10 protein-coding genes are annotated in these 20,761 nt (G+C 69.4%); 3 read left to right on the forward strand and 7 right to left on the reverse strand.

All coding sequences use genetic code 11. The annotated features are described in order from the left end of the window. The first annotated feature begins 43 nt into the window (after positions 1-43). From AC3AOF_RS10920 to AC3AOF_RS10930, 3 genes are all read left to right on the forward strand, one after another. Positions 44-250, forward strand: a complete 207-nt coding sequence (locus tag AC3AOF_RS10920; RefSeq protein ID WP_236992335.1) for a hypothetical protein — start codon at positions 44-46, stop codon at positions 248-250. Between the two features lie 144 nt (positions 251-394). Further along, on the forward strand, positions 395-1,282 hold the full coding sequence (locus tag AC3AOF_RS10925; protein WP_488348534.1) for a cation diffusion facilitator family transporter: 888 nt from the start codon (positions 395-397) through the stop codon (positions 1,280-1,282). 67 nt (positions 1,283-1,349) lie between these two features. Next, entirely contained in the window at positions 1,350-1,646 is a 297-nt protein-coding gene (locus tag AC3AOF_RS10930; RefSeq protein WP_236992337.1) for an alkylphosphonate utilization protein, read from the forward strand. 222 nt (positions 1,647-1,868) lie between these two features. On the opposite strand, the gene AC3AOF_RS10935 is transcribed toward AC3AOF_RS10930, so the two are convergent. The 7 genes from AC3AOF_RS10935 to treZ all read right to left on the reverse strand — a co-directional run bounded on the left by AC3AOF_RS10935 (position 1,869) and on the right by treZ (position 20,573). Then, positions 1,869-3,077 (reverse strand): pyridoxal phosphate-dependent aminotransferase, encoded by a 1,209-nt coding sequence (locus tag AC3AOF_RS10935; RefSeq protein ID WP_488348535.1) that lies wholly within the window; start codon positions 3,075-3,077, stop codon positions 1,869-1,871. 77 nt (positions 3,078-3,154) lie between these two features. Continuing rightward, positions 3,155-3,925 carry an FkbM family methyltransferase gene (locus AC3AOF_RS10940; protein WP_236992339.1) on the reverse strand — a complete coding sequence of 257 codons (771 nt, stop codon included), beginning with the start codon at positions 3,923-3,925 and terminating at the stop codon, positions 3,155-3,157. Between the two features lie 485 nt (positions 3,926-4,410). Further along, on the reverse strand, positions 4,411-6,567 hold the full coding sequence (glgB, locus tag AC3AOF_RS10945) for a 1,4-alpha-glucan branching protein GlgB (protein WP_236992923.1): 2,157 nt from the start codon (positions 6,565-6,567) through the stop codon (positions 4,411-4,413). A 375-nt stretch (positions 6,568-6,942) separates the two neighbouring features. Continuing rightward, positions 6,943-10,206, reverse strand: coding sequence for a maltose alpha-D-glucosyltransferase (gene treS / locus AC3AOF_RS10950; protein WP_488348536.1), 3,264 nt, complete (start codon positions 10,204-10,206; stop codon positions 6,943-6,945). Positions 10,207-10,356: 150 nt separating this feature from the next. Then, complete coding sequence (locus AC3AOF_RS10955; RefSeq protein ID WP_488348537.1) at positions 10,357-13,764, reverse strand: maltotransferase domain-containing protein; 3,408 nt, start codon at positions 13,762-13,764, stop codon at positions 10,357-10,359. A gap of 64 nt (positions 13,765-13,828) precedes the next feature. Next, positions 13,829-18,751, reverse strand: coding sequence for a malto-oligosyltrehalose synthase (locus AC3AOF_RS10960; protein ID WP_488348538.1), 4,923 nt, complete (start codon positions 18,749-18,751; stop codon positions 13,829-13,831). 1 nt (position 18,752) lies between these two features. Beyond that, positions 18,753-20,573 (reverse strand): malto-oligosyltrehalose trehalohydrolase, encoded by a 1,821-nt coding sequence (gene treZ / locus AC3AOF_RS10965; protein WP_488348539.1) that lies wholly within the window; start codon positions 20,571-20,573, stop codon positions 18,753-18,755. Between the last annotated feature and the right edge of the window lie 188 nt (positions 20,574-20,761).

Genomic DNA, 20,761 nt, shown 5'->3' on the forward strand with positions numbered 1-20,761 from the left:
CGGCGCCCCATCTGGAACGGCGTCGTCGTCAGGAGTTCCCGTCATGGCCAGCCATCCGACCCTCGATGCCGAGCTCGTCGTCTGGTGGGACGCCGAGGCGGCGCGGCTGGACAGCCTCGCGGCCTCCGCACGCTTCGGCTTCATGCGCCAGCACTATGCACGCAAGGCGGCGACGGCACGGGCGCGGGCCCAGGTGAGCCGCCTGCGCGAGCAGGCCCGGTCCGCAGGAGACCGGCCGGCCACGGCCTGACCGCACATCCCTGACCGGGCGTCATAGCCCGAGCTATGACCTGTGCCGTGGCCTTCCCGGGGGGCGCCGCCTTAAGGGAGCGGCGCCGCGCCGCAGCGGGCGCCATTCCTCTGCGGCACCGACCAAGCTTCTCGGAACATCGTCATGGAACGTGCGCAAGCCGCCGCCCTCGCCAGCGCCGGGGTCGGGCTCCTGGTGCTCGCCCTCAAGTTCTTCGCCTGGTGGATCACCGGGAGCCTCGCGCTCTATTCGGACGCGCTCGAGAGCATCATCAACGTCGTGGCGGCGATGACCGCCTTCGTGGCGTTGCGCGTCGCCGCCCAGCCCGCCGACCAGAACCATCCCTACGGCCACCACAAGGCCGAGTATTTCTCGGCGGTGATCGAGGGCGCGCTCATCATCGTCGCCGCGGTGGTGATCCTGCGCGACGCCTACGACGCGATCCTGGCACCTAAGACCCTCGACGCGCCGCTGATCGGCGTCGCGGTGAACGGTCTGGCCACGGTGATCAACCTGGTCTGGGGCATGATGCTGGTCCGGCGCGGGCGCGACTGGCGCTCGCCCGCCCTGGTGGCCGACGGCAAGCACGTGCTGGCCGACGTCTTCACCTCCGGCGGTGTGCTGATCGGGCTCGGGCTCGCCACCGCGACCGGCTGGGCGATCCTCGATCCGGTCATCGCCGCAGTGGTGGCCGTCAACATCCTGTGGTCGGGTGGCGCGATGGTGCGCGACTCCGTCAACGGCCTGATGGACGAGGCGGCGCCGCCCGAGATGGTGGGGCAGATCCGCCGGCTGATCTCCGAGCACGGCGAGGGGGCGCTGGAAGCCCACGACGTGCGCACCCGCCACGCCGGTCAGGTCACCTTCATCGACTTCCACCTCGTGGTGCCGGGCGAGATGACGGTGGCGGAATCGCACACGATCTGCGACCGGCTGGAAGCCGCGATCGAGGGCGCGGTGGAGGGCGCCGTGGTGACGATCCACGTCGAGCCGGCGGAAGAGGCCAAGCAGCGCGGGCTACCGGTTATCTGAGGCGCGCGCCCTTGCGGCGGACCGCTCCGCCCGGCGACAAGGCCGATGCAACGGAGGACGGACGAGCGTGACGGGTGCCGACGACGATTACGTGTACGACGAGGCGACGGGCGAGTGGCGCCCAGGCAGCGAGATGAAAGCCGCCGCGACCCGCGAGGTGCGCGACGCTTCCGGCACCATGCTGGCCGACGGCGATTCCGTCACCCTGATCAAGGACCTGAAGGTCAAGGGCGCGAACCAGACCCTCAAGCAGGGCACGGTGATCCGCTCGATCCGGCTCACCGACAACGACGACGAGATCGATTGCCGGCACGAGACCATCAAGGGTCTGGTGCTGCGCACGGAGTTCGTGCGCAAGCGGTGAGTTTTCTTAACGTCGATTGCTCACGGGGATCATGACACCCTCCGCGTCATCCCGGGGCCACGCAGTGGAGCCCGGGATCCAGACACACGGGTGTGGAAGAATATAGCGGAACGCTATCCGCCTTTTCCTGAACGATCTGCGGTTATGGATTCCGGGCTCCGCTTTCGCGGCCCCGGAATGACCCTGAGGGTATCATGATCGTCGGTCGACCCGGACGGGCTCTCACCGCTCGCCCAGCACCGGCACCATCCGGCGCATCGCCTCGGTGAGGTCGGCGGCGGAGCGGGCGAAGCACAGTCGCAAGAAGCCCTCCCCGCCGGGCCCGAAGGCCGAGCCCGGCGCAAGCCCGACATTCGCCCGATCGACGATGCGCTTGGCGAGGCGGACGTCGTCCGGCTCGGACGGCACCCGCGGGAAGGCGTAGAAGGCGCCGGGGGGCGAGGGCAGTTCGACGCCCGGCAATGCGCTCAAGGCGTCGCAGACGATGGCCCGCCCGGCCCGTGCCTGCGCGATCTGCTCGGCGACGAGCGATTCACCCTCCCGGATCGCCGTAATCGCGGCGTGCTGGAGGAAGGTGGCGACGCCCGACGTGCCGTAGAGGACGAGCCCGTCGACGATCCGGCCGATCGAGGCCGGGCCCTCCAGCCAGCCGACCCGCCAGCCGGTCATCGCCCAGTTCTTCGAGAAGGTCTGGACGAACAGCACCCGGTCGCGATCCTCCTTCTGCCAGACGTCGCGGATCGAGGGCGCCCGGCCCGACGCTTCGTGAGCGGGATCGAAGCAGAACCGGCCGTAGATCTCGTCGGCGACGATCCACAGGTCGTGGCGGCGGGCGATGTCCAGGACTGCCGCGAGGTCGGCCTTCGTCGCGACCCACCCGGTCGGGTTCGCCGGGGTGTTGAGGACGATGGCCCGGGTGCGCGGGGTGATCGCGGCGGCGATCCGGGCGATGTCGAGGCTCCAGCCGTTGCGGGCATCGAACTGCATCGGCACCGCGACGGGCCTAGCTCCCTGCATGGCGACCGCGCCGAAGAAGTTCGACCAGGTCGGGGTCGGCAGCACCACCTCGTCGCCGGGCTCGGCCGCGATGCGGATCGCGGTGTGGAAGGCATGCATGCCGCCCACCGTCACGAAGAATCGTTCCGGCCCGACGGGATCGCCGTAGAGTCCCGAAACGTACTCGGCCAGGGCTTCGCGCAGCGGCGCGATGCCGAGCATCCGGGTGTAGAAGGTGGCGCCGTCGCGCAGGGCCCGCTGCGCCGCCTCGGCGATGAAGGCCGGCGTCGGCCGGTCGCCCTCCCCGACCCAGAGCGGGATCAGGCCGGGCCGCTCGACGCCGTAGGCCACGAGCTCGCCGATGCCGCTCGGCCACACCCCAGCCGCCTCGCGGCTCACCGGCGGCATCGTGTCGGGCAGGGGCGTGACGGTCATGCTGGAACTCACCGATGGAACGGGAGACCCAGGGATCGCAAGCGGCACGCTCCGGCGCAAGCCGGAGCGTGTGGGAGTCAGATCCGCGTGGCGATGAAGAACCAGCGCGTCCCTTCGAGGGAGCCGGTCTCGCTCAAGGGAACGAACGGCCCCTCGTCCGAGCGGCAGAAATGGCGCTTGAACCGGTCGGCGGGAAAGTAGCCGAGCAGCCTGTCGACCGACCCGCCGAACTTTTCGAGGCCCGCCCCGCCATGGACCTCGATGAACCAGTTCGGGATCCGGTCGCGCGACGCGCCGGCCCCGTCCAGCACCGCGCATTCGAAACCCTCGACATCGACATAGACGATGTCCGGCGTGCCGAATTCCTGCACCAGGCTGTCGATCGAGCGGCTCTTGACCTGAACCTTGCCGTGGGTGCCGGCACCGCCGTCTACCTGGCCGTTCAGGCTCTCGTTGAATTCCAGCACCCCGTCCTCGCTCGCCGCGGCGGCGTGCAGGATCGTCAGGTTGCGGACGCCGTTGAGGGCGACGTTCTCGTTGGCGACGCGGGCATTATGCGGGTTGGCCTCGAGCGCCACGACCCGGCCGGTGGGGCCGACATGGCTGGCGAGCTGCAACGCCACCACGGCCTGGTGCGCGCCGAGGTCGAACACCACCGCACCGTCCTTGAGTGCCCCGCTCTCCTTGAAGAACGCGATCTCGGCGAGCATTCCCGAATCGTGGTCGTACCATTCGGCCCCGACCGGATCGCACAGGCTGACCTTCAGATCGATCCCGCCGAAGCGATGCGACACGACTCGCTGCTCGAAGGACTTGAGCGAGCGCTCCAACTTGGCTCGCCGGGCCATGGATTGCATCCATGGCGGCATCAACTGCTTGGACAACGCCGTCAACATGGGATGACTGACCCTCTCACCGATCGCCGGAAGTTCATAGCAGATTGGGGGCGGGGGGCCGAAGCGGGTTCGGGTTTCTCGGTTAAGCAGTTCTGGCACGGGAGAGTGAAGGTCGTACGTCTATCGTCAAGATTTCGGTGAGAGACGTGTTACCCCATGCTAATACATCAATTGATAAACTAGGAAAGCGCGGGTTTCCCCTCTCCCCGCGGGCGGGGAGAGGCCTGAGCTCCGAAGGGGCTCAGGGAGCGGCGAACCGTAGGTTCGCCGCGAGGGTGAGGGGGTGTTTCCGGAGGAGCCGCAGCCGCCACCACCCCCTCACCCTCGCTCCGGCTACGCCTCCGCTTGCCGAGCCCCCTGAACGGAGGCTCGGCCCTCTCCCCGCCCGCGGGGAGAGGGGAAACCTGTGCCTCTTCTTGTGACCGTCGTCTATGTCCTCAGCCCTGCCGCACCAGGATCAACGTCGCCAGCGGCGGCAGCGACAGGGTCAGCGAGTGATCCTGCCCATGCGATGGCTCCGCCGCCGCATCGACCCCGCCGTAATTGCCGACATTGCTGCCGCCATACCCTTCGGCATCCGAGTTGAACGCCTCACGGTAATGACCGGCCATCGGCACGCCGATGCGGTAGCCGTGGCGCACGACCGGGGTGAAGTTCGAGACCACGACCGCGATCTCTCCCGGCGCGCGGCCCTTGCGGGCCCAGGCGATGACGTTGTTCTCGGCATCGTCCGAGACCAGCCACTGGAAGCCGGCAGCCTCGGTGTCGCGCTCATGCAGCGCCGGGGTCGCGATGTAGAGGTGGTTGAGGTCGCGGACCAGGGCCTTGAGGCCGGCGTGGAACGGATCGTCCAGCAGATGCCAGTCGAGGCTCTGGTTGTGGTTCCACTCCTTCTCCTGGCCGAACTCGCCGCCCATGAACAGGAGCTTCTTGCCGGGATGGCCCCACATGAAGCCGAAATAGGCGCGCAGGTTCGCGAATTTCTGCCAGCGGTCGCCCGGCATCTTGCCGAGCAGCGAGCCTTTCCCATGCACCACCTCGTCGTGGGAGAGCGGGAGAATGAAGTTCTCCGAGAAGGCGTAGAGCAGGCCGAAGGTCAGGTCGTGGTGGTGGTAGCGGCGATGCACCGTCTCCTTCGAGATGAAGCGCAGGGTGTCGTGCATCCACCCCATGTTCCACTTGAAGCCGAAGCCGAGGCCGCCGGTATAGGTCGGGTGCGAGACGCCGGGCCAGGAGGTCGATTCCTCCGCCACCGTCATCGTGCCGGGGGCGTGGCTGTAGGTCGCCTCGTTGGTCTTGCGCAGGAAGTCGATGGCTTCGAGGTTCTCGTTGCCGCCATACTGGTTCGGGATCCACTCGCCCGCCCGGCGCGAATAGTCGAGGTACAGCATCGACGCCACCGCATCGACCCGCAACCCGTCGAGGTGGTAGTGTTCGAGCCAGAACCGGGCGTTCGAGGCGAGGAAGGCCGAGACCTCCGTGCGCCCGAAATTGTAGATGTAGGTGCCCCAATCCTGGTGGAAGCCCTGGCGCGGGTCGGCATGCTCGTAGAGATGCGTGCCGTCGAACTGGCCGAGGCCGTGGGCGTCGAGGGGGAAGTGGCCCGGCACCCAATCGAGCAGGATGCCGATGCCGGCCTCGTGCGCCGCGTTGACGAACTCGGAGAAATCCTCCGGCGAGCCGAAGCGGCTGGTCGGCGCGTAGAGCGAGACCGGCTGGTAGCCCCAGGACCCGTCGAACGGATGCTCGGTGATCGGCAAGAGCTCGATATGGGTGAAGCCCATTTCCTTGGCATAAGGAATCAGGCGGTCGGCCAGTTCGCGATAGGTGAGGTAGCGGTTGCCCTCGCCGGGCACCCGCGCCCAGGAGCCGAGATGGACCTCGTAGATCGAGATCGGGCCGTGGCGATGGTCGAGCGCGTTGCGGCTCTGCATCCAGGCCTGGTCGCGCCAGACCGGTGACGGCAGGCCTTCGAGTCGCGAGGCGGTCTCGGGTGGCTGCTGGGCCGCGAAGGCGACCGGGTCGGCCTTGAGCGGCAGCAGCGCGCCGTCGGGCCCGCGGATCTCGAACTTGTAGTGGCCGCCCTTCTTCAGTTCGGGGATGAACAACTCCCAGACGCCGCCATCCGGCCACAGCCGCATCGGGTGGCGCCGTCCGTCCCAGTCGTTGAAGTCGCCGACCACCGAGACGCGGCGGGCATTCGGCGCCCAGACCGCGAAGCGGAAGCCCGGCGTGCCGCCGATCTCGACCGCCTGCGCTCCGAGCACCCGGTGCACGGCGTCGTTGCCGACATCGCGCAGGAGGCCGATCTCCTGCTGGTTCAGGGTCGCGCCGTACTCGTAGGGGTCGCGCCGGGTGCGCTCGGTATTGTCCCAGCCCTCGACGGCGAGGCGGTAATCCGGCCGCTGCGGATGGGAAAAGCTCGCGACGAAGAAGCCGGCCGGGTGGCGTCGCTCCATCGGAACGCGGGTGTCGCCGATCACCACGGTGGCGGCACGGGCCTCCGGCAGCACCGCGCGGACCTCCCACTGCCCCTCCCCGACCTCGTGCGGCCCCAGCACCGCGAAGGGGTCGCCGTGCTCGGCCCGCATCATCGCCTCGACGGCGTCGGGATGGACCGCGTAGGCGCGGCCCGGCACCGGCGGCCGGGCGGGACGGCTCGGGGCCGGCCCGGACACCTTCGGCGAGGCCGCCGCCTGCATGGCGGCGACGCGCAGGGAGACGTGCTTCTTCGGCTTGGACGACACGGGTCCCTTGCCCTTCTTGCCCGACTTCTCGTCCATGCCCTTGGCACCGGCCGTGACCGGCGTGACCAGCACGGCCGCGACCTTGGACTTGTCCGCCTTCGCTGGCTTGCCGGTCTTCTTGCCGGTATCTCTGGAACTGTCGGTCACGGGCATCCCAAGGTTGCGGTCGGTCTGGTGCCGGCGAGCGGCCGGCTTCCGGGCGCGGGTCTCGTCGTCCATGGGTTACGCACCTTTCTGGTCGGCCAGGATGGCCAGCACGCCGCGGGCCGGAATCTCGATCCAGTCCGGACGATTGTTGGCCTCGTAATCGATCTCGTAGAGCGCCTTCTGCAACAGGCAGAGGCGCAGCAGGCGCTCCCGCGTCGCCTCGTCGGTGACGGCGGCGCGGCTGCCGTCGACGGTGGCGGCATAGGCCTCCAGGAAGGCCCCGCTCACCATCCCGCGCCAGGCCGCGACGGCGGACTTCGCCCGCTCGCTCGCATCGGCGAAGCGCGAGGCGACCTCCCGGGTCACGGTCTCGCCGCCATAGGCGAAGGAGCGCAGGATGCCGGCGACGTCGCGCAACGGCGTCGACTTCGCCCGGCGCTCGTCCACCGGCCGCGACGGCTCGCCCTCGAAATCGACGATGATGAGGTCGTCCTGCGAGGCGAGCACCTGGCCGAGATGATAGTCGCCGTGGATCCGGGTGCGGTGGGCCCCCTGCGGCGCCTCGCGGCTGAGCGACGCGACCAAAGCCTCGATCTCCGCCTTGGCGGCTAGGATCGCGCCGGCGGCCTCGCGGGCTCCCTCCGACGCCGCGGCGCCGAGCGCCCCGCAGGCCCGCAGGGCCTTCTCGGCCTGGCGCCGCGTATCGGCGGCGAGCGCCGCCAGATCCTCGGCCGTGAACGGCTCGGCGGCGAAGGCCGGGTCGGCGGTCTCGCTGGCGAGCGCCCGGTGCATCTCGGCGGTGCGCTGGCCCAGCAGCCCGGCCCAGCGCAGATGGGTGGCGAAGGTCTCCTCCGGGGAATGCGCCTCGCTCTCGGGCACCAGCACGATCGCGTCGAGGTCGCGGCGCAGGTATTCGAGCATCAGGGTCCAGGCATCGCCCTGGTTGCGCACGAAGGCCTGGAGCAGGCCGAGCGCCGTGGCCGTGCCGTCGGGCCCGACATGCTCGATCACGCCGAGCAGGGCCGGGGTGTTCTTGAAACCGGCCTCCTCGGTGAGGAAGCGGCCGACCTCGACCTCCGGATGCGAGCCGGGCTGGAGGCGGCGCAGGAGCTTCAGCATCGCCCGCGAGCCGAAGGCGATCGAGGTGTTGCTCTGCTCCGCCGACAGGCGGCGGATATCGGCCGGATCGAGTTCGAGCTCGGGGTCGAAGGCCGAGGTCGCGGTGAAGCGGATGCTGCCCTTCTCGGACGCGATCTCGCGGTTGTGGCGGATCGCGTCGACCATCGCGAGGGCGAAGTCGGGCGAGGAGGCCGCGCCGTAGAGGAGACCCATCCGCGGGCCGCGGCGCACCCGGGCGACCGCGTGGTCCATCAGCGATTCGTCCTCGCGGCCCTCGTCGACGGCGAGCGGCACGAAGTATTCCTGCGTCTCGCCATTGGCGAGCGAGACGGCGATGCGCGGCAGGAGGAAGCCGTTCGAGCCTTCGAGCCGCGGCAGGATCGCGCTGTCGACCACCTCGACCCCGCGGATGCGCGAGCCCTTGGCGCCGAACCAGCGCCGCGAGCCGATGAAGCGCGGCGCCACGGTGCGCTCGAAGGCCTGGCGCTCGCGGCCCTTCATCAGGGTCTCGACGCCGCCGGTGAGCACCAGGGTGAACAGCTCCGGCGCCTCGGGGCTCGGGCCCATCGTGCCGGCATTCGCCGTCGAGAGAGAGAACCAGTAGAAGCCGTAGGCCGGCATGGTCAGCAGGTAGGGCAGGTCGCCGATCGGCGGGAACGAGGTGCCGCCGGTCAGTTCCACCGGCACCGCGGTGCGGAGATCCGAGAGGTCGAGCTGCACCGCCTGCGGCGCCCGCGACAGGTTGGCGACGCAGAGCACGCGCTCGTTGTCGTGCTCGCGGATCCAGGCCAGCACCTTGCGGTTATCGGGATACAGGAAGCGCAGGGCGCCGCGCCCGAGCGAGACGTGGTTGTTGCGGATCGCGATCATCCGCCGGGTCCAGTTGAGCAGGCTGGTCTGGGCGCGGGTCTGGGCCTCGACGTTGACCGCGTCGAACCCGTAGATCGGGTCTTGGATCGTCGGCAGGAACAGGCGGGCCGGGTCGGAGCGGGAGAAGCCGCCGTTGCGATCCGGCGACCATTGCATCGGCGTGCGCACGCCGTCGCGGTCGCCGAGATAGATGTTGTCGCCCATGCCGATCTCGTCGCCATAGTACAGCACCGGGGTGCCGGGCATCGAGAGGACCAGGAACTTCATCAGCTCGATCTTGCGCCGGTCGTTCTCGAGCAGGGGCGCGAGGCGGCGGCGGATGCCGAGATTGATGCGGGCGCGCCGGTCGGCGGCGTAGAAGCTCCAGAGGTAGTCGCGCTCCTTGTCGGTCACCATCTCGAGCGTCAGCTCGTCATGGTTGCGCAGGAAGATCGCCCATTGGCAGCCGTCGGGGATCTCCGGCGTCTGCCGCATGATGTCGGTGATCGGGTGCCGGTCCTCCTGCGCGATCGCCATGTACATCCGCGGCATCAGCGGGAAGTGGAACGCCATGTGGCATTCGTCGCCCTCGCCGAAATACTGCGCGGTCTCCTCCGGCCACTGGTTGGCTTCCGCCAGCAGCATCCGGTCGGGGTAGGACTCGTCGAGGGCGGCGCGGATCTTCTTGATGACCGTGTGGGTCTCGGGCAGGTTCTCGCAATTGGTGCCGTCGCGCTCGATCAGGTAGGGGATCGCGTCGAGGCGCAACCCATCCACACCCATGTCGAGCCAGTAGCGCATCACCTCGATGACCGCGTCCAGAACCTTCGGGTTGTCGAAGTTCAGGTCGGGCTGGTGGGAGTAGAAGCGGTGCCAGTAATACGCCTTGGCGACCGGGTCCCAGGTCCAGTTCGAGGCCTCGGTGTCGAGGAAGATGATGCGGGTGTCGGTGTACTTCTCGTCGGTGTCCGACCAGACGTAGAAGTCGCGCCACTCCGAACCCTTCGGGGCGTTGCGGGCCTGCTGGAACCACGGATGCTGGTCCGAGGTGTGGTTGATCACGAGCTCGGTGATGACCCGGAGATTCCGGGCATGGGCCTCGTCCACGAAGGTCCGGAACTGGTCCATCGTCCCGTAGGACTGGTTGATGTCGCGGTAATCCGCGATGTCGTAGCCGTCGTCGCGCAGGGGCGACGGATAGAACGGCATCACCCAGATCGCCGTGACGCCGAGGTCGCGGATGTAGTCCAGCTTCGCGGTCAGGCCGTCGAAATCGCCGATGCCGTCGTTGTTCGCGTCGAAGAAGGACTTGACGTGCACCTGGTAGATGATGGCGTCACGGTACCATTGCGGATCGGTACGATCGATCATCGCGTCAGAGCCTCATTCGATCGGGTCGTGGCGCCGGGCTGATGGCTGTCGTGGCATTCGCCATGCTTCAAGCTCAACGCGGGGCGCCGGGGAGAGTTCGGGCTGCCTGCCGGCACGGACGGTCACCCGTCCGCGCCGATACGCACTCGGCTAGGCAGAGCCGTGCTGCCACGCGCCGCCGGGCGCCGCAAGCCGGTCGGGGCGGCGAAGGCGCCAGATCACCACCGAACGCTCGGCCGGATCGAGGGCGATGCGGTGGGTCTTGCCGCGCAATTCGAACTTGTAGCCCTGGAGCAGGTCCTCGACCTCGACCGCGCCGTCATCGGGCAGGCCGAGCTGCCAAAGCGGCACCTCGTAGGTGCATTCCTGGCGGTTCCGCGGGTCGAGGTTGACCATGCAGAACACCGCGTTGTCGCCGGACGGCGTCATCCGCAGGTAGGCCAGGATCTGCTCGTTCCAGGCCGGGGTGAAGACGACATTGCGAAAATCCCAGAGCGCCGGGTTCTCGCGCCGGATGCGGTTCAACGCGATGATGTGGTCGCGGATGTTGCCGGGGCGGTAATAATCCCAGGCCTTCAGCTCATATTTTTCCGAGTCCAGATACTCTTCCTTGCCGGGCACCGGCGCGGCGTCGCACAGTTCGAAGCCGTTATAGATGCCGTAGACGCTCGACAATGTCGCGGCCAGCGTTCCCCGGATGATAAACCCCGGCCGTCCGCTGGTCTGGAGGAAGACCGGGTTGATGTCCGGCGTGTTGGCGAAGAAGTTCGGTCGGTAATACTCGCCCATCTCGCCGGCGAGTTCGGTCGCGTAGGCCGCCAGCTCGTCCTTGGTGTTGCGCCAGGTGAAGTAGGTGTAGCTTTGCTGGAAGCCGGCCTTGGCGAGCTTCTTCATCATCTTCGGCCGGGTGAAGGCCTCGGCGAGAAACAGCACGTCCGGGTAGCGGTCGTTGATGTCGCGGATCATCCAGTCCCAGAACGGGATCGGCTTGGTGTGCGGGTTGTCGACCCGGAAGATCTTCACGCCCAATTCGACCCAACCGGCGATGATGTCGCGCAGCTCGATCCACAGCGACGGGAACGCGCCCTCACGATAGAAATCGACGTTGACGATGTCCTCGTACTTCTTCGGCGGGTTCTCGGCGAACTTGATCGTGCCGTCGGGCCGCCAGTCGAACCATTCCGGATGCTGCTTGATCCAGGGATGGTCCGGCGAGCACTGGATGGCGAAATCGAGCGCCACTTCCATGCCGTGGGCGTGGCTGGCGGCGACCAGGCGGCGGAAATCGTCCAGGGTACCGAGGTCGGGATGCACCGCCTCGTGGCCGCCCTCCTCGGCGCCGACGGCGTAGACCGAGCCGACATCGCCGTCACGCGCCTTCAGCGAGTTGTTCTTGCCCTTGCGGTTGGTGCGGCCGATCGGGTGGATCGGCGTGAAGTAGAGCACGTCGAAGCCGAGTTCGCGGATCTCGGGCAGGCGCGCGATGACGTCGTCGAAGGTGCCGTGGCGGTTCGGATCACCCGATTGCGAGCGCGGGAAGATCTCGTACCAGGCCGAGAACCGGGCGGCGAGCCGGTCGGCGAAGACCTCCAGCACCACGGGATAGCGCGAGAGGTTCACCCGCTCGGAATTGCGATGGATCAGCGCCGTCTGCTCCAGCAAGCGGCGCAGCTGCGCCGCCGAGCCCGGCTCGTCCGCCTCGAGCGCCGCCACGAGGCCGTTCAGCGCCGTAGCATCGCTGCCCTCGGCGAGCGCGGCGGCGCGCTTGACGAGGCCGACGCCCTCCTGGGTCTCGAGATGCACGGCGATGCCGGCCTTGCGCTTCTTCTCCAGGCCCCGCAGCCAGGACGAGAAGTCGTCGCGCCACGCCTCGACGGTGTACTCGTAGCGGGCATTGCGGGTGAGCGGGAAATGGCCGTGCCAGCGGTCGTTGTCGACGAACAGCATCGGGTCGCGGCGCCATTCGGTCTCGCCGGCGAGCCGCGACAGGACCGCGGCGTTGATGACGTCGTGCCCGTCGGTGAAGATGTCGGCCTCGACATGGACCTGGTCGCCGACGACCCGCTTGATCGCCGAGCGGCCGCCATCGATCTCCGGGCTCACCGCCTCGATGACGACGCGGCCCTCCCCGTCCGGGGTGGCGCGGCGGGGACGGCGCATGGCGCCGATGCGGCGGGCGGCGAGGATGCGCACCGCGCGCGGCTCCAGGCCGATCGACTGGTCGGCGCGGAAGACCAGGGGCGAGACTTCCGGCGTCAGGTCCTGGAACGGCCCGAACTCGCCGCCGGTGCCGGCGATCAGCGGCGCCGGATCGACCGCGACCGGCTTGTCGGTCGGGTTGTGCAGCACGATCACGGCGTTCTCGGCCGAGCCGGTATGGCCGGTATCGATGCGGATCAGCGCGACATACGACGCGTCAGGCGCTGAGAGGCGCCACTGCGCGCCCTCGACATTGGCCGCCGGCAAATCGGCGCGCAGGCGGTTGATCGCCGCGATGAAGCCCGAGATGTCGATGCCGGTCTGGTGCTCGCGGCTCTCCGGTGTGGTGTCCACCACATGGAGGGGCTTGGCGTAGCCCCATTCGTAGCCGATCGGCATCAGCACGCCGGCCGAGAAGAAGGCGGCGAGCGCGTAGCGGCTCTTGAGTTCCGCCGCCACTGCCTCGCGCCCGCCATTCAGCGAGGCGGCGAGGCGCTGCATGTCGTGGTTCTCCGGGAAGGCGATCGACGGCGCCAGGATGCGCAGTCGCTCGTACTGCTCTAGGGCCCAGGGCGCCTTCAGGTCCCACCAGGCGAAGGAGTTGAACAGGTAGTCGAACCCGGCCTCGGCCGTGGCGCGGGCCTCCTCGAAGGTGCAGCCGAGCGTCTCGGCGGCGAAGAGCGCCGCGTGGTCGCGCTCCTTGGCGGCACCGATCAGGCTGCGCCACACGTCCGGCGGCACCTTGTAGGCGGCGTCGCACCGGAAGCCGGCGACGCCGAGAGCCTGGAGCCTCGCGATGTAGCCGTTCCACAATTCGGTGAGCGCCGTGCGCGGACCCGACGCCACGTAGTCGAATTCGGCGAGGTCGCCCCAGACGGTGATCTTGCTCGGATCGTCGGGATCGACGGCGTGCGGGCTCACCGGCGCGCCGGAGGCGTCGCGCACGAAGAGATCCGGGCGCTCATGCGCCAGCCTGCCGTCATTGGCGGCGTGGTTCACCACCAGGTCGGTCATGATCTTGAGGCCGTGCCCGGCGGCCGCCGCGCAGAAGCGGCGGATCTGCTCGTCGTCGGGCGTGCCGTCGAGATCGCGCAGGCGCTCGTCGAGGCGATCCACGTCGGCTACCGCGTAGAGCGAGCGCGAGCCGCCGGCCTGGTGGAACGGGTTGAGATAGACCCAATCGAAGCCGAGTTCGGCGATCCGGGGCAGTTCCGCGGTCCAGGCCGAGACCCGGCCGACCAGGAGGGGAAACAGGTTGTAGATCCGCGGTCCGGCCGCCAGCGGCGCCAGGGTGGCCGGCAGCGGCGTCACCTCGCGGGTGCGCTTCGCCGGCTTGGTGCTGGTGCGGGGTACGTTCATCGGCCCGATCCTGCCTGCTCTTTCTCGTCGTACAGGCGCGGGACCGGAGCCCCGCGCCGGGGTCTCAACTGGCGGAGTGACGCAGAACGGCCAGGGGGAGACGTGCGAAGAGTCGAGCCATCGACAGCCGCCCGCCCTCGGACCGGATCTCCTCGCCCGTCACCAGGTCGCGCCAGACGCTGCCCTCCGGCACCGGCAGCGACGTGCCGGCAAAGGCACCCGCGAGGCTCGGAAGCTCCGCGGCGGCGACGCGGCGCGGCACCGCCACCAGCAGGTCGCTGGCCTCCGCGCCCGCACTCGCGTCCTGGCGCAGGAAGGCGACGACGCGCTCCGCCCCCTCCCCTTCGGCCACGACCGGCGCGTAATCGGCCTCGGCGTAGAAGCTCGGGAATGCCGCGCGGTCGGCGAGCAGCCGGGCCAGGACCCGTTGCTTGATCCGCCCGTCCGGCCAGGACGCCAGCAGGTCGTCGAGCGCGCCGTCCTGCCCGAGGGCCGCCTCGCGCCCGGCATAGTCGACCGGGCGGCGGTTGTCGGGATCGACGAAGGAGAAGTCCCAGAACTCCGTGCCCTGGTAGATGTCGGGCAGGCCCGGCAGGGTGCATTTCAGCGCCGACCGGGCGAGGCCCGTCACCATGCCGACCCGGGCCAGCCGCTCGGCGAAGGGCTTGAAGTCCCGCAGGAACTCCGAGCCCGGCGCCACCAGGGCGTCGAACAGCTTGGCGACGGCGCCCTCATAGGCCTCGTCGACGTTGACCCAGCTCGACCGGCGCTTGCCCTCGCGCATCGCCTTCTCGGCATAGGCGCCGAGCCGCTGGCGGAACTCCTCGACGGCCTTCGGGTCGGGGGAGTCGGTCAGCAGCTCCAGCGGCCAGGCGCCGAGGATGGCCTGCAGGAACATCCACTGGTCGTTGGCATCGGGCGCCGCCTCGCCCTCGACCTGCGAGAGGTGGGGCTTCGCCAGCTCGCCCCACAAAGCCCAGGCATCGGCCCATTCGTCCGGGACTTCTGACAAGGCCAGCAGCCGGGTCCGGGCATCCTCGCCGCGCTTGGTGTCGTGGGTGGCCGTGGTGATCATCGCGTTCGGCCAGTCGCGGGCACGGGCGGCCTGCAGCGCGTGGAAATGCTCCGCCGTGACCCCGTACTCCCCCGGATCGCCCCCGACTTCGTTGAGCGCCAGCAGCTCGACGAAGCGGTAGAACAGGGTGTCCTCCAGGCTTTTCGCCATCACCGGGCCGGTGAGCTGCTGGAAGCGGCGGCGGAAGCGGCGCACCACCTCGGGGTCGGGCCGGCCCGGACCCTCGGTGTCGAGCCGGCCGAGCAGGACCCGTTCGGCGAAATCGTGCACCGAGCGATCGGGCAGGCTGGACCGACGCTTGGCCTTGCGCACCGTATCGCCGATGAGCTTCAGGTCTTCCGGCTCGATCTCGTTCTCGTCGAGGTCCGAGCCCAGATAGCTGCGATAGACCGGGAAGCGGGCGATGATCTCGGACAAGGCCTGGCGCAGGGCATTGACCGAGAAGTCGCGGGTGCGCCGGTCGGCATCGGCCACCTGCTTCAAGTCCGAGGTCAGGACTTCCAGCTCGCTGGCGAAGCTGGTTTCCAGGATCTCGCCCTTCACGTTGCGCAGGAGCCAGGGATAGGGCTCGTCCATGCCGGTCGCCCCGGCATAGAGCTTACGCACCGCCTCGCGCTTCCCTTGGTCGACGAACAGCCCGTCGATCTGGTTGAGCACGTCGTAGCCGGTGGTGCCGGCGATCGGCCAGGGCCGTAAGCGCTCGCCGGGCTCCAGGATTTTTTCCACCACGATGTAGAAGCCGGGCCCGAGCGCCGCCTGGAGCGCGCGGGCATAGCCCGCCGGATCGGCCAGCCCGTCGATGTGGTCGATGCGCAACCCGTCGATCCGTCCCTCGCGGATCTGGCGGAACAGCATCGCGTGGGCGCCCTCGAAGACCCGCCTGTCCTCGACCTTGAGCCCGGCGAGCGAGTTCACGTCGAAGAAGCGGCGGTAGTTGATGTCGCTCGCCGCGACCCGCCAATGGGCGAGCCGGTAGGCCTGCGCCTCGAGGATGCGGTGGAGCGCCCCGAAGCTGTCGGGATGGCCCTTGAAGCCGTTGACCAGCGTCACCGCCCGGTCGATCGCCGCCTTCAGCCCGGGCGAGGCCGAGACCGCGTGGGCGAGGCGCCGCTTCAAGCCTTCTGCCTCCTCCGGGAAGGCGGCCATGCGCTCGGAATTGGTCTCGTCGCCCATCCGGCGCAGGCGCTCGGAGATCGACAGCACCTCCGCCGAGCCCTCGTCGCCGACTTCCGGCAGGGCCGCCAGCGCCCGGTCGAGGATGATCGGGTAGTTCAGCGGGTTGACCGGGAAGCGGTGCTCGAAGTGCCAGACGCTGAAGCCGCCCTCCTCCGGATCGAAGGCGAGCTTCAGGTCGCCCTTCTCCAGCGCCTCGCCGTAACGATCACCCAGGAACGGCACGACCAGCTTGTTGCGGGCCCCGAGCCGGCCCCAGTCGATGTCGAAGGCGTCGGCCGCCGGCGACAGGGCGCCCCATTCGAGCACCGAGAGCCACCACGGATTGTCGGCGCCGCCGACGCCCATGTGGTTGGGCACGATGTCGAGCAGGAACTTCAGCCCGTGACCCTTCAGCATGTCGCTGAAGCGGATGAAGGCCTCTTCCCCACCCAGTTCCGGATTGATCTCGCGATGGTCGACGATGTCGTAGCCGTGCATCGAGCCGGGCCGCGCCTTGTGGATCGGCGAGGCGTAGACGTGGCTGATGCCGAGCTTGGCGAGATACGGGACGATCTTGGCCGCGTGGTCGAAGGTGAAGTCCTTGTGGAATTGCAGCCGGTAGGTCGCCCGCGGCGGCGGCGAGGCCAGCCGCGCGGCGCCCGAGCGCGGGCCCCGCTCCTCGGACGAGAGCGAGGCGGCGAGCTTGGCGAGCGGCCCGCCCGGCGCCGCGATCGCGTCGAGGTCGCGGTCGAGCTTGCGGCGCCAGTTCGGATAGCCCTCGGTGACGCCCGGCATGTTGGCCTGGCTCACCTCGCCCAGGATGTCCTCGTACTGCACCGCCGTCAGCACCGAGGGAGCGCGGGCGAGGAAGCGCACGGCCGCCTCGAAGGGCGGCTGGTCGGGGACATCCGCCGTCGGGACCAGGCCTTCCTGGTTCAGGGCTTCCGCGAGGCGCCGGCGCTCGTGCACCCGCTCCTCGCGCTCGGCGCCCGCCCGCTCGGCGTCGTAGAGGCCGAGCGACTGGCGCAGCTCGGTATCGACGCCGCGCCACCAGCCGACGAAGGTCGGCAGGTCGTGGGTGGTGATGGCGCAGAGCGCGTCGCGCGGATACTCGGCGGGTCGCTTGAACCGGCCGCCCTCGCCCCGCTCGAAGGACAGGATGCGGTAGCTCAGAATGCCGGCCTGCATCAGCGCGTCGGAGAATCCGGCCGGCGCCGTGCCGAGGTCCTCGGCGATGACGAGGCACTTCGCCCGGTGGCTCTCCAGGCGCAGGACCGCCAGCATCGCCTCGAACGGCATCGCCACGTAGGCACCGGCCTTCGCCCCCTGCCCGACCGGGATCAGGAACAGGCGGGCGAGCTGGAAGGCGTGGTCGATGCGGATCGCGCCGGCATGGCGCATGTTGGCCTGAACCAGCGCCCGGAAGGCCGCGAGGCCGTCGCGTTCCAGTTCCAGCGGGTCGAAGGGCGGCAGGCCCCAATCCTGGCCCTGCGGCGCCAGGATGTCCGGCGGCGCGCCGATCGACAGGCCGGCGGCGAAGCGCTCCGGATGCGACCAGATCTCCGAGCCGCCGCGATCGGCGCCGACTGCGAGGTCGCGGTAGAGGCCGAGGCGCATGCCCGAGGCGAGCGCCTGCGCGGAAGCCGCGGCGAGCTGCCGGTCGGCGAGGAATTGCAGCCAGGCGTGGTACGACACCCGCTCCTGGTGCTCGGCGGCGAAGGCGGAGACGTCCGGCGTGCCGTTGCGGCGATAGGCCTCCGGCCAGTCGCCGAGCCAGTTCGCGCCCATCTTCGAAAAATGCTCGGCCAGAGCCTCGAAGGTGGCATGGGCCTCCAGATTCTCAGCCCCTGCGGCGCGGAAGGCGAGGAACTCGGTGTCACGCCCGGCCCGGGCCGGCGAATCCTGCCACAGGGCCTCCAGCACCGGGCTCAAGACCTGCCAGATCCCGGCATGATCGACGAGGGAGGCGTCGCGCAGGCGAGCGATCTCCGAGGCGGACTCCGTCATCAGCCGCTCGGCCCGGCTGCCGGCGAGACCCGGCAGCGACCTCGGATCGATGAACAGGGTTTCCAGGAACAGCCGCGAGGACGGCGAGTAGGGCGAGACCTTCTGCCGGTCGGTCGAGAACAGGGCATGGACCGGGCTCAACCCTAAGAAGGCCGCGCCCCGGGCGCCGGCATCCGCCGCGGCCCTTCCGGCATCGGCGTAAGTGCCGATGCCGAGATTGGTGTCGGAGCGCAGGCCGTAGAGCTGGGCGGCGAGGCCCCAGTCGCGGGCACCCTCGTCGCCGAGCGCCCGCGGACGCCAGCAGCGCTGGGGTGCTGCGATCACCGTCGCCTCGGCGCGCCGGTCGCCCAGGCTCACGGTGAGGCGGTGATAGCCGGGGGTGAGCGGCGGCAGCTCGATCGCGGCGGTCTCAGGGTTCAAGGCCACGCGCCCGTCGCGGGCGGTGCCGCGCTCGTCGACGATGCGCCAGCTCAGCGTGCCGGAGCTCGCCTCCGCCCGCACCTTTACCCGCACGGCGCGGCGGGCCTCGACCGGGACCAGCGGCGGCACCAAGCCCTGGCGCAACGAGCGGATCCGCGCGAGGCTTGCCCGCGCCTCGTCCTCGGAGCCGGCCGGCAGGCCGAGGGCGGCGAGCAGCCCCTGGCGCACGGAAAGCGGGGTCTCGACGCGCTGGCCGAAGGCGTCGGTGTAGTCGGCAGCGATGCCCGCCTCATCGGCGAGCCGCGCGACGACATCCTCGGTCACGGCCATCTCAACGCACCTCTTTCACGAACACGCCCGACCAGGCGGGCAGGACCAGGGCGCCGTCCTCGTTCTGCGAGACGGCAGGGGAGCGCCAGACGATGCGGCCGGGCAGCGGCCCCGGTGTGTGGGCGTCGCCGCCGAACACCCCGACGAAGCGCAAGGAGCCCCCGGCGAAGGCCCAGGTGACGTCGATCACGTCGGGCCGCGGCAGGGTGTAACGGCCGCCCTGCCAGGCGGTCTTCAACAGCGGCACCACCTCGCGCTGGCGCAGGTGAAGCAGCGCGGTGGTGTCGGCCAGGACCTCGCGATGCGGCGAAGCCTCGCGCTCGGCCCAGTCGAGCGTCGAGCGCCGGAACGTCTCGGCGGCGGTGGGGTCGGGAATCGTCTTCGCCTTCTCCTCGTCGGCGAAGGCGGCGAAGCTCTTGAACTCGCGCCGCCTTCCGTCGCGCACCGCCTTGTTCAGCTCCTCGTCGGGGGCGAAATCGACGAAGAACAGGAACGGCGTCGAGGCCGACCATTCCTCGCCCATCCACAGCATCGGGATTTGCGGGCTGAGCAGCAGCCCGGCGCGGGCGAGCGCCAGCTTGCCCGGATCGGCGAGGTGGCTCAGCCGCTCGCCGAGCGCCCGGTTGCCGACCTGATCGTGATTCTGCAGGAAGGTGACGAAAGCCGACGGCGGCAAGTGGCCGGAGCGCTCGCCGCGGGTATGGTTGTCGAGGGTCTTGAACGGCTCGCCCTGGTAGGCGAAGCCCTCCGCCAGGCTGCGGGCGAGATGCGCCGCCGGCTTGTCGGAAAAGCTCTCGTAATAGCCGGATTCCTCGCCGGTCAGCAGGATGTGCCAGCCGTGATGGGTGTCGTCGGCCCATTGCGCGCTGTGCAGGATCGGCTGGCCCGACCCGTCCCGCTCCAGCCAGCGGGCCTGGTTGGCCTCGTTCTCCAGCATCAGGTGGATCGGGCGATCGGAGTATGCCGCGCGGATCCGTTCGGCCAGTTCGGCGAGGAAGTGCTTGTCGGAATCGTCCTGGATGGCGTGGACGGCGTCGAAGCGCAGGCCGTCGAAGTGGAATTCGTCGAGCCAATACAGCGAATTGTGGACGAAGTAGTCCCGCACCACCTGGCCGGACGTCTTGCCGTCGAAGTTGATGCCGGCGCCCCACGGGGTCGGGTGGCGCTCGGTGAAGAACGTCTCGGCATAGGCGTGGAGGTAATTCCCGGCCGGGCCGAAATGGTTGTAGACGACGTCGAGGAAGACCATCAGGCCGAGGGAATGCGCCCGGTCGACGAGGCGGCGCAGGTCGTCCGGGGTGCCGTAGGCCGAATCCGGCGCGTAGGGCAGCACGCCGTCATAGCCCCAGTTGCGGGTGCCCTTGAAATCGGCGAGCGGCAGGAGCTCGATCGCCGTGACGCCGAGGTCGCGCAGGGATTCCAGCTTCTCAGCGAGCGCCGCGTAGGTGCCCGCCGGCGTCGCGGTGCCGACATGGCACTCGTAGATCACCGTCTCCTCGAACGGACGCCCGGCCCAATCCCGATCGGTCCACGGGAACGCGGCGGGGTCGATGACCTCGGATAACCCCGACACGTCCTCCGGCTGGAAGCGCGAGGCGGGATCGGGCACCACGAGGTCGCCGTCGATCCGGTAGCCGTAGCGGGCCCCGGCCCGCAGTCCCGGCACCGTCAGACGGCGCCAGCCTTCGCCCTGATCGTCCAGCGGATGTTCCTGCCCGTCGAGCACCAGGGCGACGCTCTTGGCGGTCGGCGCCCAGAGGGCGAAGCGCACCCCCTCCGGTCCGATCTCCGCACCGAATGGCATGCTGTGGGTGCGCCGCATCAGGCCACCATCCTTCGAAAGCAAGAGTGTGCGAACGGCGTGGGGCGCCGCTCAGGAAATTCGGTGGTTGGGAGCAGGTTCCGCAGGATCGTCCCGCATTGCGGCGACCGCGCTGCAATGCGGGAGCTAAGGCGGCCCGCGCCGTCGGCAATGCCCGGAACGACGCCAGCCGGGAACGGCCGCGCGGG

This window comes from Methylobacterium sp. 142-1Y (assembly GCF_057747795.1).